Below are 15,397 nucleotides of genomic sequence, written 5' to 3'. Positions count from 1 at the left end.
TCCTGGCTCTCAAGGGCGGTAGTAACCGACCGCCACCAGCAATTGCCCGACGCGCTTGAGGTAGGTGTGCTTGTTCTCGACCTTTCCGGTCACCGGGTTCTTCCAGCGATACTCGTACTCACCCTCCGCCTGCCGATTCATCAACGCCAGGATCGGTTCCCCTACCGGCTTGCCATCCGGGTCCCGGACCTTGGCGAAGTCGGTATTCACCAGGCGCTGGTTGCTGCCATGGGCCAGATAGCGCCGGCTCTTGAGATCCACCACGAAGACATACAGGTCGTCCTGCAGGAAACCACCCGGCAAGGCATTGATCTCATCCAGCAGCCCCTGGCGGTCCTTGCCCAGCTCGGTCGTCGCCCGGTCCAGAAATGCCCTGGCCTGCTCCGCCGACGCGCGGGGCAGGTAGTACCCAACCGCCAGGATGCGTTCGCCAATCCGCTGGTAGAACACCCGCTTGCGTTCGACCTTGCCATCCTTCCAGTTCTGCCAGCGATATTCGGCTTCCTCGATGGTGCCGTTATCCGGTGTCTTGAGCGCATCCTTGAACGCCTTGCGCAAATCCGCCCCGAGTACCTCGGAAACATCCCGGCCGATCAGCGCCGAGGACGGCCCGCCACTGGCCAACATCACGCCATGGGTGTCGACCACGAAGACATAACGGTCCTGGTCGACGAACTCGCCCTGGCGGCTGAACACCGCGAATGCCTTGTCGCCCTGGGCCTGGTAATAGGCCACGGCCTTTTCCAGCAGCGCCCTGGCCGCCGGTGCCTCATCGCCCGGCGCAGGCGCCGCCAGCACCGGTCCCAGGCACACCAGCAACAACCAGCCTGACAAGCCCCGAATCAAACCCCATCCCATGACGCATCTCCCCGTTCCCGTTGACTGCCAGAAGCGTAGCCCGCCGTGGCCTATACGGAAGCATTCAGCAATCCGGGGTAACGCCGCCAGCCGGGAGCCGCGGGAAAAATTGAGCAGTTATTTTCCAGAGGCCGCACTAGAATGCGTCCACCGCATATCCGCCGATGGAATCGTGATGCCGCTTCGCTCAGTGCTCTACTCGCAACGTTCGCTGGCCGTAACACTGATCGCCCTGCTCGGCTGCGGCTTCCTGGCCACGTCGCTGCTCAGCTACTACGCTTCGCGCACCTCGATCCGCGACGGCATCATCAATACCGAATTGCCGCTGACCTCCGACACGGTCTACTCGGAAATCCAGAAGGACCTGGTCCGGCCGATCCTGATTTCCTCGATGATGGCCCGCGACACCTTCCTGCGCGACTGGGTCATGGCCGGTGAGCGCGACCCGCAGCAGATGACCCGCTATCTCAACGAAGTCATGTCCCACTACGGTGCGTACACCGCCTTCTTCGTCTCCAACAGCAACCTGACCTACTACCAGGCCAAGGGTGTGCTGAAAAACGTGCGCGTCAACGAACCACGGGATCTCTGGTACTTCCGCGTGCGGGACATGAAAGAGCCGTACGAGATCAACGTCGACCCGGACATGGCCAACCATGACAGCCTGACGTTCTTCATCAACTACAAGGTGTTCGACTACGAGGAAAACTTCATCGGCGCAGCCGGCGTCGGCCTCACGGTGGATGCGGTGATCAAGCTGATCGACAAATACCAGCAGCGCTACCAACGCGGGGTGTACTTCGTCGACAACTTCGGCCGGCTGGTACTGACCGGTGCCGACGGTGGCCCCGAAGGCGCGCGGGTCGGCCAGTCGCTGAACAACCTGGAAAGCCTGAAGAACCTGCAGGTCAAACTGCCCAAGCCCCACGACGGCAGCTACGAATACGCCGAGCCGGACGGCAAGAAGCATTTTCTCAACGTACGTTTCATTCCGGAACTGAACTGGTACCTGTTCGTCGACAAGCGTGAAGACGGCGCCCTCAGCGGCATTCGCCAGTCGTTGTACCTGAACCTGCTGATCTGCCTGGTGGTGACGGTGATCGTGCTGGTCCTGCTCAACCGCGTGGTGCACCGTTACCAACGCAAGATCCAGGCCCTGGCGACACTCGACAGCCTCACCGGCCTGCCCAACCGTCGCGGCTTCGACCTGCTGGCGGCCCAGGCCATCAACGAAGCACAGCGCGAGCCCAAGCCACTGACCGCGCTGCTGCTGGACCTGGACCACTTCAAGCAGCTCAACGACAGCCATGGCCACCTGGCCGGCGACGTGGTGCTGAGCGGCTTCGCCCGCAACCTGGAAAGCTGCCTGCGCCAGTCGGACATCATCTGCCGCTGGGGCGGCGAGGAGTTCATCGTCCTGCTCAAGGACACCGACAGTGCCCACGCCCAGGTGATCGCCGAGAAGATCCGCCAGCACGTCGAACAGCAATGCCACGGCTACAACGGCCAGCGCCTGCAACTGACCGTCAGCATCGGCCTGACCTCACTGCGTGCCGACGACACCCTGCATACCCTGCTGGCCCGCGCCGACCAGGCGCTGTACCGGGCCAAGCAGGGTGGACGCAACCGCGTCTGCAGCGACGTGGCGATCCCCGCCCATGCCTGAACCCAGCCTCTGCCCGGCCTGCGGTGCGCGCAACGACTGCAGCCTGGCCGACCCTCGCACCGTCGACCAGCCCTGCTGGTGCTATAGCGTGACTATCGATCCAGCCGTGCTCGAAGCCCTGCCCGCCGAGCTGCGCAACGCAGCCTGCCTGTGCCCGCGCTGCGCCCGGGTGGACGAACAGCTGAAGCGGCAGCCGTCGTCATGACGTAGAATGCCGGCCCGTTCTTCGACGATCCTCACTCCATGCGCCTGGACCGTTTCCTCAGTAACCTGCCCCGCTTCAATCGCCAGCAGGTACGCCTGTTGCTGGTCGAGCGCCGGGTGCGGGTTGACGGCCAGGCCACTGGCGACCCGCACCATGAAGTGCGCGAGTTCAGCCGGGTCGAGGTCGATGATGAGGTCCTGCAGGCTGGTCGCCCGGCACGCTACTTCATGCTGCACAAGCCCCAGGGCTGCGTCAGTGCGACCCGCGACCCGCAACATCGCACCGTGCTTGATCTGCTTGAGGAGCCGGATATCGACGAACTGCATATCGCCGGCCGCCTGGACTTCAACACCACCGGCCTGATGCTGCTGACCAACGATGGCCAATGGTCGCGGCGCCTGACCCAGCCGCAGACCAAGCTGCCCAAGGTCTACCATGTGGAGACCGAGCAGGACATCGGCGCGCACTACGCCGAGACGTTCGCCAAGGGCCTGTACTTCGCCTTCGAAGACCTCACCACCCAACCCGCCGAACTGCAACTGCTGGGGCCGCGCAGTGCCCGGCTGAGCATCGTCGAAGGCCGCTATCACCAGGTCAAGCGCATGTTCGGCCACTTCGACAACAAGGTCGTGCGCCTGCACCGCGAGAGCATGGGCCCGCTGGTGCTCGACAACGCGCTCGCCCCCGGACAGTACCGCCTGCTGACCGCCGACGAAGTTGCCCTGGTCTGAGTCACATACCGTTGGGCAGAAGTGAGCAGCTTATGCCAAATCGCTCCTTGCGCAATCGCCGGAGCGCTGCTTGAATCAGACCGTCAGCCAAAAAATGACTGACAGGTCACAACCTAGCTGAAAAACTTTTTGTCGGGGCCAAGGCTTGCCAGCCGTGGCTTTCCGGCCGATTGCCCGCCTATAACAACACCCGCCGGCCAGCGTTTCACCGGACCGGCATGGGCTGCAGAATTCCAGGCAAATGCCTACCTGTCATATATCTCGTGCACAGTCAGTTGCGCGCATACCCGCTTGCCAGGAGTCTTTGACATGACGCCAGAAATCGCTGTGTTGGATATACAGGGTCAATATCGGGTCTACACGGAGTTCTATCGCGCGGATGCCGCGGAAAAGACCATTATTTTGGTCAATGGCTCGATGGCTACGACTGCGTCATTCGCCCAGACCGTGAAAAACCTGCACCCGCAGTACAACGTCGTGTGCTACGACCAGCCCTATGCCGGAAGGTCCCGAGCCCACAACCACCACGAGAAGATGCTCACCCGGGCAGTCGAGGCGCAGATTCTGCTGGAGCTGATCGACCACTTCGCCGCCGAGCATGTGATGTCGTTTTCCTGGGGTGGCGCGGCAACACTGGTCGCCCTGGCCGAACAGCCGCGGCGCATCGAGAAAGCCGTGATCAGCTCGTTTTCGCCGGTGATCAACGAACCGATGCGCGACTACCTGGAGCGTGGCATCAAGCACCTGGGGGCCTGTGACCGGGCCGAAGTCGGCCAACTGGTCAACAGCACCATCGGCAAGCACCTGCCATCACTGTTCAAGCGATTCAACTACCGTCATGTCAGCAGCCTGGCCGAACATGAATACGGCCAGATGCACTTTCACATCCGCGAAGTGCTCGAAAACGATCGCCAGGGTTGCCTGAAGATCGCGAACAGGATCAACATCCCGGTGCTGTTCATGAACGGCGAATGGGACGAATACACCACGGCCGCGGATGCCAGGCAGTTTGGCAAACATGTGCGTCATAGCCATTTCAGCACCATTCCCACGGCCGGACATTTCCTCGACATGGAGCACAAGTCCGCCTGCCGGGATTCTCGTCATGCCCTGCTGGACTTCCTCAAGCCCAGCCACCAGGAAAGCCGGGCGCGCTACTACCGATACGTCCAGGAACACCATGCGCAAGCCATGTGAGCAGGCCAGGTCACGGGCAACGGTCCCGCCCTGCAACCGTTTGCCCGCGATCAGCCTCGGCGCAAAGCGCGTCCGGGACAGTCGCTAAAACACAGATTTTCAAAGAAAAACTTCAATTGCACGGCAACATCTGGTACAAAGTGGCCACCCGAGCGGGTGTCATGAATGGCATCACGTCAGCGGTCCGGACTGATGACGAGTGTTCTCGCCTGGACAAGCCGCTTCGGTGAGCAAGAGAGATGTAAAAAGCGGGTATAGTTTAGTGGTAAAACGAAAGCTTCCCAAGCTTTAGTTGAGGGTTCGATTCCCTCTACCCGCTCCAGAAATCAAGTCCGACGTTGCTTGAAATGGCGACGAAGACATAAAGAACCGGCTCCCAGCAGCCGGTTTTTTTATGGGCGGATTTTGAACCCTGCCCTGGATCAATGTTTATCCGCCCACCCCTCACCAACGAACAGCCTGTCGTAGTATTCTTGCGCCCAAACTTGATTTCGCTTTGGCATTCACCGTGAATCCAGGGAAATCCCGCCACGCAAAACACTTGACCTGAGCCTAGGATCCGCTGAATGGACGCCCCTCAAATTGCTGCTCTCATTGTTGAACGCTTGAACGAGCTGAGCGCCGACATCCAAAGCCAATGGAATAACCCGCAAGGTACACAGACACGGCACTTCATCATCGACGGACTACTCTCCGACGAGATGGCTCAACAGATTTACGATGCATTCCCGAAAAACGCCGACGGTTTCTACGACAGGCAGTCATTTCGTGAAAAGAAGAAAACCTTGGGCGACCTGTCCGAACATCCCGAGATCCTCAGCTCGATCACCTTCGCGGTACAGCACCCGTCCGTCGTGGGCAGGATTGCAGAACTGGTGGGCATCGAGGGCATCCTGCCCGACCCGACCCTCTACGCCGGCGGCCTGTCGATGATGTTCAAGGATGACTTCCTCAACCCTCATATCGACAACAGCCATGATGCCGCGCGCGCCCTGTATCGTCGGCTGAACCTGCTCTACTACGTGGCACCGGACTGGTCCCTGGAGAACGGGGGGAACTTCGAACTGTGGGACCCACAGGTAAAAGTGCAGAAAACCCTGGTGTCGAAGTTCAATCGCCTGGTGGTGATGGAAACGAACAAATACTCCTGGCATTCGGTGAGCAAGGTTCAAGTGGAGGGGCCACGCTGCTGCGTCTCCAACTACTACTTCTCCAAGGAGTCGCCTGATGCAGAGGACAAGGAATATTTCCATGTAACGTCATTCAATGGCCGACCGGATGAGCCCGGGCGTCGTGCACTTGGCGTTGTCGATAACACCCTGCGCAACGCCGTCTCAAAGCTACTGCGTTTCGGTAGGGGGAAGGACCAGGCGGGTAAACCCAAGTCTTGAAAAAGGGGGCCTGAGAGTCGCAGCCCCTCCGCAGTATTCTCAGTGCCCATCTACCAAACACTCGCCGGCGGCTTGTCAGCCTTCCAGCGGCGCCCCCTCGGCTGAGCCACCACTCGAAGCGACCTTCGCCGTAACCGAAACGGGATCGGTTGCAAGCGCTGGTGTCGGCTTTTGCTTCATCAGGCTGAACAAAGTCGCGGTGGCGCTGGTCAGCGAGGCGCTGAGCGTCGCCAGTTCGCTGTTCAGCGCTCCCAGTTGCTGGGCCTTCTGTTCGTCGTTCAAATGCCCGCTGGCCAGTGCCTGAATCTGCGCACGTTTTTCTTCGATCTGTTTCTGCAGGTCGGCCATCATTTTGTGCAGCCTTTCGATCTGCTTGGCTTGGGCGGTCACCGAAGTCTTCGAAGCGGTTCCGGAAGCATTCGATGCCGCCAGTCCCTCGGACGAAATCTTCACCTTGACCCCTTCGACCGCCTGGCCCGAACGGCTGACAGGCTTGTCTTTCGCGGCAGCGGACAAAGTCGGCGCCGATTGCTGGGTCGGACTGTGAATGGAAACGCTGCTGATGGAAACCATGTCGATACTCACTCAGATCCCTGTATCGGCTTATCGGCGTCCGGGAAACGGACTTGAGCGAAATGCAAGCACGCCGATACATGGCAACAGGCGGCTCCCCCGCTGCCCCTGAGTTCAACCACAACAATTACGGCCAGAGCCCTGCAAGACCGAGAGATATTGCCCTTCCAAGAAACAACCAGCGGTTCATTGGAGTTGCCTGGCAGTGCCTCCAGAGTCGGTCGTCTCAGCAGAACGCTTCATCCCGTACATCGCCTCATCCGCATGCTTGAACAACTGCTGCGCCTCCTCGCCATTCTCCGGATACAGGGCAATGCCGATGCTGGGCATGATGCTCAGCTCGTACCCGTCCCAGACCATCGGTTCGTTCAGCAATCGGCGGATCTTGTCGGCGACCTGTGCCGCCGACTCTCCCAGGTGCAACTGCTCCAGCAGGATGACGAACTCATCGCCACCGATACGTGCGACGGTATCGGTTTCGCGCACGCACTGCTGCAGCCGTCGGGCAACTTCCTGTAGCAACAGATCGCCGACCGCATGGCCGAAGTTGTCGTTGACCTGCTTGAACTTGTCCAGGTCGACATACAGCAGGGCCAATTGCTTCTGTTCCCGCCGAGCCCTGCCCAGGGCCAACTTCAAGCGCTCCTGCAGGAAGCTCCGATTGGGCAGGTGAGTCAGTTGGTCGTAACGCGCCATGTACTGCAGACGCGCATGCAACTGCTTGCGCTCGATGGCCGCCGCCACCTGGGCCGAGACGAACTGCAGCAGGTCCTGGTCGTGTCCACTGTAACGCTCGCCCCCCGAACTCTTGGCCAACAATGCGCCAATGATGCCGTTCTGCGACGACAGCGGCACACCGAGGCAAGGCGCCTCGTCTTCGTTATGCAGCAATGGCTGGCCACTGCGCACGATCTGCGCACAGTGACCGTCGACGTTGCATGACGTGCGCCGGTCATCCATGTGGTAGGGAAAGCTAAGCTGGTCACGCGTATTGTCGTACAGCGCCACGCAGAAACTCTGCGCCGGCAGCCACTCGCCCACGATCTGGTGCACCCGCTGGAACAGCGTCAACAAATCTTCGGTCGCGTGGGCCGCCTCGGAGATCGCGTAGAGCGCCGCCTGCTTCGCTTCGGCCAGTTTGAGTTCGGTAATGTCCCGGGCGACGGCAATGCGCAACTGGTCGGCCTGCGACCAACGGGCCGACCACATGATGTGGACCACCTGGCCATCCTTGCGCACGTAGCGGTTTTCAAAATGCGGCTTGGGCTCACCGGCCATGATCTGTGCAGCAGCCTTGAGGGTGCGCTCACGGTCGGCAGGCAGGACCAGTTCGATCATCGACGTGCCGACCAGTTCCGCCGGGGTGTAGCCGAAGATCCGCTCGCAGGCCGCACTGACGAAAACGAAGCGGCCTTGGACATCGACGGCGCAGACGGCATCAAGCAGCAGGTCGAAAAAGCTGGAGACTGGTGTGACAGTTTTACTTTCCATCAGGAAGACGTCGCCCGAAAAATTTAGCGTCAGTATCTGTCCCTGGGAAAATTCCGGCGTCCTGCCCTCCGCCGTCAACTCAAGCCTTGTTCGGCAACAACCCCGGCAATGCATGAGCCAACGCATTTATGGCAAAGCCGATGAACATCACCCCACATAAACGCGTGATCATCAATTCATGTCGCTGGTACAACACCCGGACCCGCTGCGCACCGACAACACCGATGAGAATAGCGTATGCCGCCACCCCGCCAAGGAAACTGAGAAAAATCAGCCCCGGCAGCATCGACCAGCTCAGCAGTTCGGCACGGCTGGAAAGCAGCGCAGTGAAGGTTGCGACCGCCACCGGGTAGGCCTTGGGATTGGTCAGGCCGAACAGGATGCCGTGCCAGAACGGCTGCCGGGCCGCGCCCTGTGGCGCGTCACCGCTGGCACGACGGCTGCGCAGGGCTCGCCAGCCCAGCCAGAACAGGTACAGGCCACTGATCACTCCGAGCATATCGAAGGCGCTGCTGCCGATTTCCCGGGCGCCGACGATCGCGACCAGGGCCGTGCTGCACCAGATCACATCGCCCAGCAGGTGGCCGCAGAGAAATCCAGCGCCGGCCCGTCGTCCCCGTGCCGCACCGATACCGAATACCGCCAGCACGCCGGGGCCCGGAGTGATGCCATAGATGAAGCCCGAGGCAAGCACGGCCATGAGCAACGAAGGGGTCATAGAAACTCCGGAACGAGGGGCGAATGGATTGGAGTCTATCCCAGGCCAATCCGTCGCAATACCCTCGGATGCGGCTGATCAGTTCCGTCGGTCGAGTACGTTCGCCACCAGGCGGTCGACCCACCCCCAGATCCGCTGCTTGACCCGGCGCCACAGCGGTCGCTTCTTCCAGTCCGCGAGACTGACCGGCTGGCTGAGTTCGAAGTCGGCCACGAAACTGGCCACCACTGCGGCAGTCAGGGCCGGGTCCAGGGCCTCGAGATTGGCCTCCAGGTTGAAGCGCAGGTTCCAGTGGTCGAAGTTACACGAACCGATGCTGACCCAGTCGTCGACCAGCACCATCTTCAGGTGCAGGAAACACGGCTGGTATTCGAAGATCCGTACCCCGGCCCTGAGCAGACGCGGATAGTAGCGATGACCGGCATAACGCACCGAGGGATGATCGGTACGCGGCCCGGTCAGCAGCAACCGCACGTCCACCCCGCGCTGGGCGGCCCGGCGCAGCGAGCGCCGGACCTTCCAGGTCGGCAGGAAATACGGGGTCGCCAGCCAGATCCGCTGCTTGCCACTGTTTAGCGCACGCACCAGCGATTGCAGGATGTCGCGATGCTGCCGGGCATCGGCATAAGCCACCCGCCCCAAACCCTGCCCCGCCGCCGGCAGCCTGGGCACGCGCGGCAGGCCGAAGTGGGCAATGGGTTTCCAGGCCGCACGTTGTTCGTTGGCCAACCATTGGCGGTCGAACAGCAATTGCCAGTCGAGGACCAGCGGTCCCTCGATCCGCACCATCACCTCATGCCATTCGAAGCGATCGTCGCTGGGAGTCCAGAACTCATCGGTGACACCCGTGCCGCCGACCACCGCCAGCGCACTGTCCACCAGCAACAGCTTGCGATGGTCACGGTACAGGTTGCGAATGCCCCGCCGCCAACGCAGGCGGTTGTAGAAACGCAGCTCGACGCCGGCCTCGACCAACCGTCGGCGCAGCCCCAGGGTGAAAGCCAGGCTGCCATAGTCATCGAACAGGCAACGCACACGGACCCCGCGCTCGGCAGCCTGGACCAGCGCCTGGACCATGGCCTCGGCGCACTCGCCGGCCTCGACCAGGTAGAGTTCCAACTCGACCCGCGACTCGGCCCGGGCGATCGCCACCAGCATGCGCGGGAAAAACGCCGGGCCATCGACCAGCAGTTCGAAGGCGTTGTCGTTGCGCCAGGGAAAGACCGCGCCGGACATGGTTCAGCGCGCCGTGAAAATCAGCACCGCACCCACCGGCACCGACAGACTGATGGCCGACAGGCCGGCAAGCTTGCGCAACTCCGCCAGGCCCGGCAGCAGGTCGAAATCCTCGGCGTGCACCACCAGCGGCTCCAGAGTCACCACTTGGAAACGCCGATCGTCCAGCCGGGTCGCCAGCAACTCGGCGTTATAACTGTGCTCCTTGCCGTGCAGGCGCACCACCAGTGGCAGCCGCAGTTCCAATTGGGCACCGGGGGCCAGATCGTTGATCGGCTGGATGTTGATCTGCGCGACGACCTGCGCCTCGGGATACTGTCTGATCTCGAACAGCTCGCGCCGCAGGCGCTCATCGCGCAGTGGAATCCCGGTGCTGACCGACTCCAGTTCGACATCGAGCGTTGCCACACCCTGGCGATCGATCTTGCCATGCAGGGTCAGGAAACGATGGACTTCGGAAATATCGGCATTCTTGGTGCTGACAAACGACAGGCGTGAGGACTCGTTGTCCAGGTACCAGTTGGCGTGGGCCGGCAAGGCCAGCACCCCGAGCAGGGCCAGAAGAAGGCGGGACCGGTGCATGCAAGCTCCTGATTGAACGTAGGCGCCACCTTACCCGGCCACGAGGGCGCTAGTAAACGGTGTTCAGGGTTTGAGCCGGCAGCCTTCGCGTTCGTTCACCCAGACTGCCGTGGCCTCGCGCCCCAGGCCCTCGGCGCTGACCCGACGTTGGCGAGGGTCATCCAGCAGGCGACTGACCGGCACCGATTGCTTCACATAACCCAGGCAATAGTCGGCGGCGTTGTTCATCACATACCGGCAGGAGCAGTACTCCTTGGCGGTATAGGCGCTGATGATCTGCGGGAACGCGCGCAGGGCCACGCGCTCGTGCCAGATCCAGCCGAGCAGCGCCACCAGCAGCAACACCAGCAGGCTGATGAAAGGGTGACGACGAACGAAGCGGGTTGACCTCATGGCAACACCTTCGGCCCGAAAGCCGCCATGGCCAGCTTGAGCAGTTCGTTGTGACGATAACTGCCATCGCGGTCATCGCCGTAACGCACGATCACCAGGCCGGCACTGGGGATGACATACAGCGCCTGGCCCCAGTGCCCGAGGGCGGCGAAGGTGTCGGAAGGTGCATCCGGCCAGGGTTTGCGTGCGCCATCGATTGACCGATTGAGCCACCACTGGCCACCACCCACCGCTTCATCCTGCCCCGGCTTGTAGCCGGAAAACGCCCGGCGATTGAACTCGACCCAGGCCCTGGGCAGCAGTTGCCGGTCCTGCCAGCGACCGTCGCGCTCCATCAGCAGGCCGATGCGAGCCAGGTCGCGAGCAGTCAGGTAGGCATAGGAGGAAGCGACAAAGGTGCCGTTGCCATCACGCTCCCAGACCGCCCCGTGGATACCTAGTGGATCGAACAGTGCCGTCCACGGGTAGTCCGGGTAGCGCTTGGCCCCGACGACTCCGCGCAGGGCCGCCGCCAGGGCATTGCTGTCGCCGCTCGAATAACGAAAGGCCTGGCCGGGTGCAGCGTATTCGCCCTGCCTGGCGGTATAGCCAGCCATGTCGGCATGACCGAGGGTATAGAGCATTGCCACCACCGAGGAATTCAGCGGAGCGTATTCATAGTCTTCCTGCCAATCGATACCGGACGACCAGTGCAACAGGTGTTCCAGGGTGATCTCCGGGTGCGCCTGGAACGCCGGATAGAACTTCGCCACCGGATCGTGCAACTGGAACAGGCCCTCGCCATAGGCGACGCCGAGGACCGTGGCCATGATGCTCTTGCTGATCGACCAGGTCAGGTGCGGCGTGTCGACATGAGTCGGCCCGGCATAACGCTCGTAGACAATCTGGCCATGATCGATCACCAATAGCGCATCGGTGCGCACACCCTTGCGGGTATCGTCATCCCGCGCCGGGAAGGCATAGGCCTGCAAGGCTTCGACAGCGGGACCGGCAGCCTGTGAACCGTGCGGCCATTCAGCGCCGGGCCAGCTCTCGGCGCGAGTGGTGGAACTGACAATCAGCAGGAAAACCGCAAGAAAGGTCGAACCCTTGGGCATGTGACAAGCTCGGAGAAATAGCTTGCGACCAGTCTAGCGGGACTTGATGACAGTTGCGCTCACGCTCACGCTCACGCCAACGCCTTCGCCAGGCGCTTGGCACGGGCGCCTGCGGCAACGTCCAGCACGCCGCGGTCGCGCATCCACATATCCCGCCAGTCCGACGGACCTGCCGCGAAGGCCGACTCCAATTCCGCCTTGAGCCCGTCGAACTGGGCGAACAGGCCACCGAGCAGGATATGCCCCGCAGTCGAGGCCGGATTTTGCCGACTGGCTTCGGATAACCCGGCCAGCAGGCCGAGCAGGCGCAATTGCAGGGCCTGCGGCCAATCGCTGTCCTGGCCGACGCCCAGTAACCACGCGGTCAGCGCACTGAGGACATAGACGTCCTCCAAGGTACGGAACGGCTTGACGTAGGCATCCCAGCCATCACCGGCCAGGCGTTCGCAGGCCGCCTGGTCGAAATGCACCCGACCGTGGCTGATATCCGGCATCAGCGGCAATGGCGGCAGGCTCTCCAGGCGAATGCCCGGCTCGCCAGGGTAAACGACCGCCAGGCTCAACCGCGGTGATTCGCCCGGTTCTTCACTGCGGGCGGCAACCAAAAGCCAGTCGGCGGCCTCGCCAGCCGTGACGAAATCCTTGCGACCGCTCAGCCGCAGGCCTTCGAGGCGCGTCTGCATGTCGGCCGGGCGCAGGCTGTGCTGTTCGGTGGCGCACAACGCGCCGAGGCTGGCCGGGGCACTGGGCCACAAAACACGCAGGGCCGCCTGGTATCCCACCAGGAATGCCAGGCCCGGGGAGGCCATGACGTGGCCGCCACGGACCGCCAGCTCGAACGGCGTCACCGCTCCCAGCGTCTCCAGCCACTGCACGTAGCCCTCCGCCAGATCGCTTGGCGCAGGCTGGCGTTGGGGTGGGTCGATCAGAAAGGACCAAGGCATGGCGGGCTCCTGGGGGGCTGTCATATAAGCATCACCAAAGCTTCATGGCGATGACACCGGGGCTACATAGCCTGACTTTGCACAACAAAGTCGACTGGCCGCAACCCTGGCCGGCAACCGGAGACGCGTCATGACTCAGATCGCCCGCATCAGCGACACCGGCAATGAACGCCGCCTGCAAGCCGAACGCCTGTTGGGCGCCGCGGCCTTGCAAGAAGCCCAGGCCTTGCGCTTCAACGTTTTCAGCGGCGAGTTCAATGCCAAGCTGAAAGGCGCCGAGCTCGGGTTGGACATGGATGATTATGATGTGCACTGCACCCACATCGGTGTGCGCGACCTGAACAGCGGTCGGCTGGTGGCAACCACCCGCCTGCTCGACCACAAGGCCGCCAACACGCTTGGACGGTTCTACAGTGAAGAAGAATTCAGCCTGCATGGCCTGGGCCACCTGCAGGGCCCGATCCTGGAAATCGGCCGTACCTGCGTCGATCCGGCCTACCGCAACGGCGGCACCATCGCCGTGCTCTGGGGCGAACTGGCCGAAGTGCTCAACCAGGGCGGCTACAGCTACCTGATGGGTTGCGCGAGCATCCCGATGCAGGATGGCGGCATCCAGGCCCACGCGATCATGCAACGCCTGCGTGAACGCTACCTGAGCACCGAACACCTGCGCGCCGAACCGAAGAAGCCGCTGCCAACCCTGGACATCCCCGGCAACGTCATCGCTGAAATGCCGCCGCTGCTCAAGGCCTACATGCGCCTGGGCGCGAAGATCTGCGGCGAACCGTGCTGGGACGAAGACTTCCAGGTAGCCGACGTGTTCATCCTGCTCAAGCGCGACGAGTTGTGCCCGCGTTACGCCCGGCACTTCAAGGCGGCCGTGTAATGAGCCGGCTGCGGGTATACGGGCGGATCGCCCGGGTACTGCTGGTGGTGACGCTCGGCTTGAGCATGGCCAGTGTGTTTGGCGCCTTCGAACGACTGGGGATCGCCAACTCGATGGCGCGTCGGCAGAGCTGGTCGCGGTTTTTCATGGCCCGCCTGAGCAATGCCCTGCCCTTTCGCGTGACGGTGCGCGGCCAACTGCCGACACAGCCGATGCTGTGGGTCAGCAACCACGTATCGTGGACCGATATCGCCCTGCTCGGCGCGCTGACGCCACTGTCGTTCCTGTCCAAGGCCGAGGTGCGCACCTGGCCGGTGGCCGGCTGGCTGGCAGCAAAGGCTGGCAGCCTGTTCATCCGCCGGGGCTCGGGTGACAGCCAGTTGGTGCGCAAGCAGATGACCCGTCACCTGGAGCAGGAACATCCCTTGTTGATGTTCCCGGAAGGCACCACCACCGATGGCCGTTCCCTGCGCACATTTCATGGTCGCCTGCTGTCGGCGGCCATCGATGCGCACGTGTCGCTGCAACCGGTGGCGATCCGTTACAGCCGTGACGGGCAACCGGACACACTGGCCCCGTTCATCGGCGATGATGATCTGCTCTCGCACCTGATGCGCCTGTTCTCCAACGACCAGGGCGATGTGGAAATCCAGTTGCTGCAGCCGATTCCCTGCAATGGCCAGGAACGTGCGGCCCTGGCGTTCCAGGCGCAGCAGGCGGTGCAGATGGCCCTGTTTGGCGAGACCGCCGAAGTGAAACGCCCGGTTCCACGCCCGGTGGTCACCGGCGAGGCGGAAGCCGCCTGATAATCGCCGCATATCCGTGGGAGCGGGCAAGCCCGCTCCTACAGGTACTCCCGCGAAAATGCCTGCAGCTCGGGATAGAACGAGCGAAAATCCTCGCTCAACGGCTCGTACAGCGCCTCCAACTCGGCCATGGCATGGGCCATTTCCTCCGGCCGCGACAAGCGCCGGGAAATCCCCCGCAGCACCGGCCCCAACACATCGAACCGCCGATACGAACCCAGCCAGTCATCCGCTGCCATATAAGGCGCGATCTGTGCCAGCCGCCCCGGCAAGCGTGGCTCACCGGCCAGTACCCGATAGACTCCGGCGGTAAAACTCTCCAGCGAGCCTTCGGCATACAGGGCCCAGTCCCGGGCCAGGCAATGATCGAAAAACACATCCAGGACGATCCCGGCATACCGCCGACGGGTCAGCTCGAAACGCGATAGCGCCTGGCCCACCAGGGGATGGCTGTCGGTAAACACATCAATGCGCCGATGCAGCTGGATAGCGGCCTCGATCGAAGGCGTGAACTGCCCGTCCACGCGGCCCTTGACGAAGTCGCCGTAGAGGCTGCCGAGCAGTTGTTCCGGGTGCTGGCCACCCAGATGGAGATGCGCGAGATAATTCATGCCTGCAAGCTT

Annotated in this window: 17 protein-coding genes and 1 tRNA gene; 8 read left to right on the top strand and 10 right to left on the bottom strand. The window is 62.3% G+C overall.

Annotated elements, in window-relative coordinates:
* Positions 1 to 9 precede the first annotated feature (9 nt).
* Positions 10 to 858, bottom strand: a complete 849-nt coding sequence (locus AC6I6U_RS11530; RefSeq protein WP_497882066.1) for a cache domain-containing protein — start codon at positions 856 to 858, stop codon at positions 10 to 12.
* Positions 859 to 1,033: 175 nt separating this feature from the next.
* Here AC6I6U_RS11530 and AC6I6U_RS11525 point away from each other — a divergent pair, with 175 nt between their 5' ends.
* The 6 genes from AC6I6U_RS11525 to AC6I6U_RS11500 all read left to right on the top strand — a co-directional run bounded on the left by AC6I6U_RS11525 (position 1,034) and on the right by AC6I6U_RS11500 (position 6,048).
* A complete protein-coding gene (locus AC6I6U_RS11525; protein WP_497882065.1) occupies positions 1,034 to 2,524 on the top strand; it encodes a sensor domain-containing diguanylate cyclase in 1,491 nt (496 codons plus the stop codon).
* Positions 2,517 to 2,729, top strand: a complete 213-nt coding sequence (locus AC6I6U_RS11520) for a cysteine-rich CWC family protein (RefSeq protein WP_497882064.1) — start codon at positions 2,517 to 2,519, stop codon at positions 2,727 to 2,729. Before AC6I6U_RS11525 ends, AC6I6U_RS11520 begins: the two co-directional genes overlap by 8 nt.
* A 38-nt stretch (positions 2,730 to 2,767) precedes the next feature.
* On the top strand, positions 2,768 to 3,460 hold the full coding sequence (locus AC6I6U_RS11515) for a pseudouridine synthase (protein ID WP_497882063.1): 693 nt from the start codon (positions 2,768 to 2,770) through the stop codon (positions 3,458 to 3,460).
* 309 nt (positions 3,461 to 3,769) lie between these two features.
* On the top strand, positions 3,770 to 4,657 hold the full coding sequence (locus AC6I6U_RS11510) for an alpha/beta fold hydrolase (protein WP_497882062.1): 888 nt from the start codon (positions 3,770 to 3,772) through the stop codon (positions 4,655 to 4,657).
* A 248-nt stretch (positions 4,658 to 4,905) separates the two neighbouring features.
* Positions 4,906 to 4,979, top strand: a tRNA-Gly gene (locus tag AC6I6U_RS11505).
* A 244-nt stretch (positions 4,980 to 5,223) separates the two neighbouring features.
* Complete coding sequence (locus tag AC6I6U_RS11500) at positions 5,224 to 6,048, top strand: 2OG-Fe(II) oxygenase (protein WP_497882061.1); 825 nt, start codon at positions 5,224 to 5,226, stop codon at positions 6,046 to 6,048.
* Positions 6,049 to 6,123: 75 nt separating this feature from the next.
* Here AC6I6U_RS11500 and AC6I6U_RS11495 read toward each other — a convergent pair whose 3' ends face one another.
* The 8 genes from AC6I6U_RS11495 to AC6I6U_RS11460 all read right to left on the bottom strand — a co-directional run bounded on the left by AC6I6U_RS11495 (position 6,124) and on the right by AC6I6U_RS11460 (position 13,082).
* Positions 6,124 to 6,621, bottom strand: coding sequence for a hypothetical protein (locus AC6I6U_RS11495; protein ID WP_497882060.1), 498 nt, complete (start codon positions 6,619 to 6,621; stop codon positions 6,124 to 6,126).
* 186 nt (positions 6,622 to 6,807) lie between these two features.
* Positions 6,808 to 8,112 carry a diguanylate cyclase domain-containing protein gene (locus tag AC6I6U_RS11490; protein WP_497882059.1) on the bottom strand — a complete coding sequence of 435 codons (1,305 nt, stop codon included), beginning with the start codon at positions 8,110 to 8,112 and terminating at the stop codon, positions 6,808 to 6,810.
* A 79-nt stretch (positions 8,113 to 8,191) separates the two neighbouring features.
* Positions 8,192 to 8,830, bottom strand: coding sequence for a LysE family translocator (locus AC6I6U_RS11485; protein WP_497882058.1), 639 nt, complete (start codon positions 8,828 to 8,830; stop codon positions 8,192 to 8,194).
* 78 nt (positions 8,831 to 8,908) lie between these two features.
* Positions 8,909 to 10,066, bottom strand: coding sequence for a phospholipase D-like domain-containing protein (locus AC6I6U_RS11480; protein WP_497882057.1), 1,158 nt, complete (start codon positions 10,064 to 10,066; stop codon positions 8,909 to 8,911).
* 3 nt (positions 10,067 to 10,069) lie between these two features.
* Complete coding sequence (locus AC6I6U_RS11475) at positions 10,070 to 10,648, bottom strand: YceI family protein (protein WP_497882056.1); 579 nt, start codon at positions 10,646 to 10,648, stop codon at positions 10,070 to 10,072.
* Between the two features lie 63 nt (positions 10,649 to 10,711).
* On the bottom strand, positions 10,712 to 11,041 hold the full coding sequence (locus AC6I6U_RS11470; protein WP_497882055.1) for an amidase: 330 nt from the start codon (positions 11,039 to 11,041) through the stop codon (positions 10,712 to 10,714).
* On the bottom strand, positions 11,038 to 12,138 hold the full coding sequence (locus tag AC6I6U_RS11465; RefSeq protein ID WP_497882054.1) for a serine hydrolase domain-containing protein: 1,101 nt from the start codon (positions 12,136 to 12,138) through the stop codon (positions 11,038 to 11,040). Before AC6I6U_RS11465 ends, AC6I6U_RS11470 begins: the two co-directional genes overlap by 4 nt.
* A 71-nt stretch (positions 12,139 to 12,209) precedes the next feature.
* Entirely contained in the window at positions 12,210 to 13,082 is an 873-nt protein-coding gene (locus tag AC6I6U_RS11460) for an acyl-CoA dehydrogenase middle domain-containing protein (protein WP_497882053.1), read from the bottom strand.
* Between the two features lie 130 nt (positions 13,083 to 13,212).
* Here AC6I6U_RS11460 and olsB point away from each other — a divergent pair, with 130 nt between their 5' ends.
* Both olsB and AC6I6U_RS11450 read left to right on the top strand, forming a co-directional pair.
* Positions 13,213 to 13,968 (top strand): L-ornithine N(alpha)-acyltransferase, encoded by a 756-nt coding sequence (gene olsB / locus AC6I6U_RS11455; RefSeq protein ID WP_497882052.1) that lies wholly within the window; start codon positions 13,213 to 13,215, stop codon positions 13,966 to 13,968.
* Positions 13,968 to 14,774, top strand: coding sequence for a lysophospholipid acyltransferase family protein (locus tag AC6I6U_RS11450; RefSeq protein ID WP_497882051.1), 807 nt, complete (start codon positions 13,968 to 13,970; stop codon positions 14,772 to 14,774). The genes olsB and AC6I6U_RS11450 overlap by 1 nt, the downstream gene beginning before the upstream one ends.
* 38 nt (positions 14,775 to 14,812) lie before the next feature.
* Here the strand turns inward: AC6I6U_RS11450 and AC6I6U_RS11445 are convergent, their stop codons facing one another.
* Positions 14,813 to 15,385 carry an acyl carrier protein phosphodiesterase gene (locus AC6I6U_RS11445; RefSeq protein ID WP_497882050.1) on the bottom strand — a complete coding sequence of 191 codons (573 nt, stop codon included), beginning with the start codon at positions 15,383 to 15,385 and terminating at the stop codon, positions 14,813 to 14,815.
* Positions 15,386 to 15,397: the final 12 nt, after the last annotated feature.

The sequence above is a fragment of the Pseudomonas sp. UTLPPB19802 genome, from assembly GCF_059730225.1.
The sequence above is the reverse complement of the archived record's forward strand: the minus strand, read 5'-3'. Positions and strand labels throughout refer to the sequence as shown.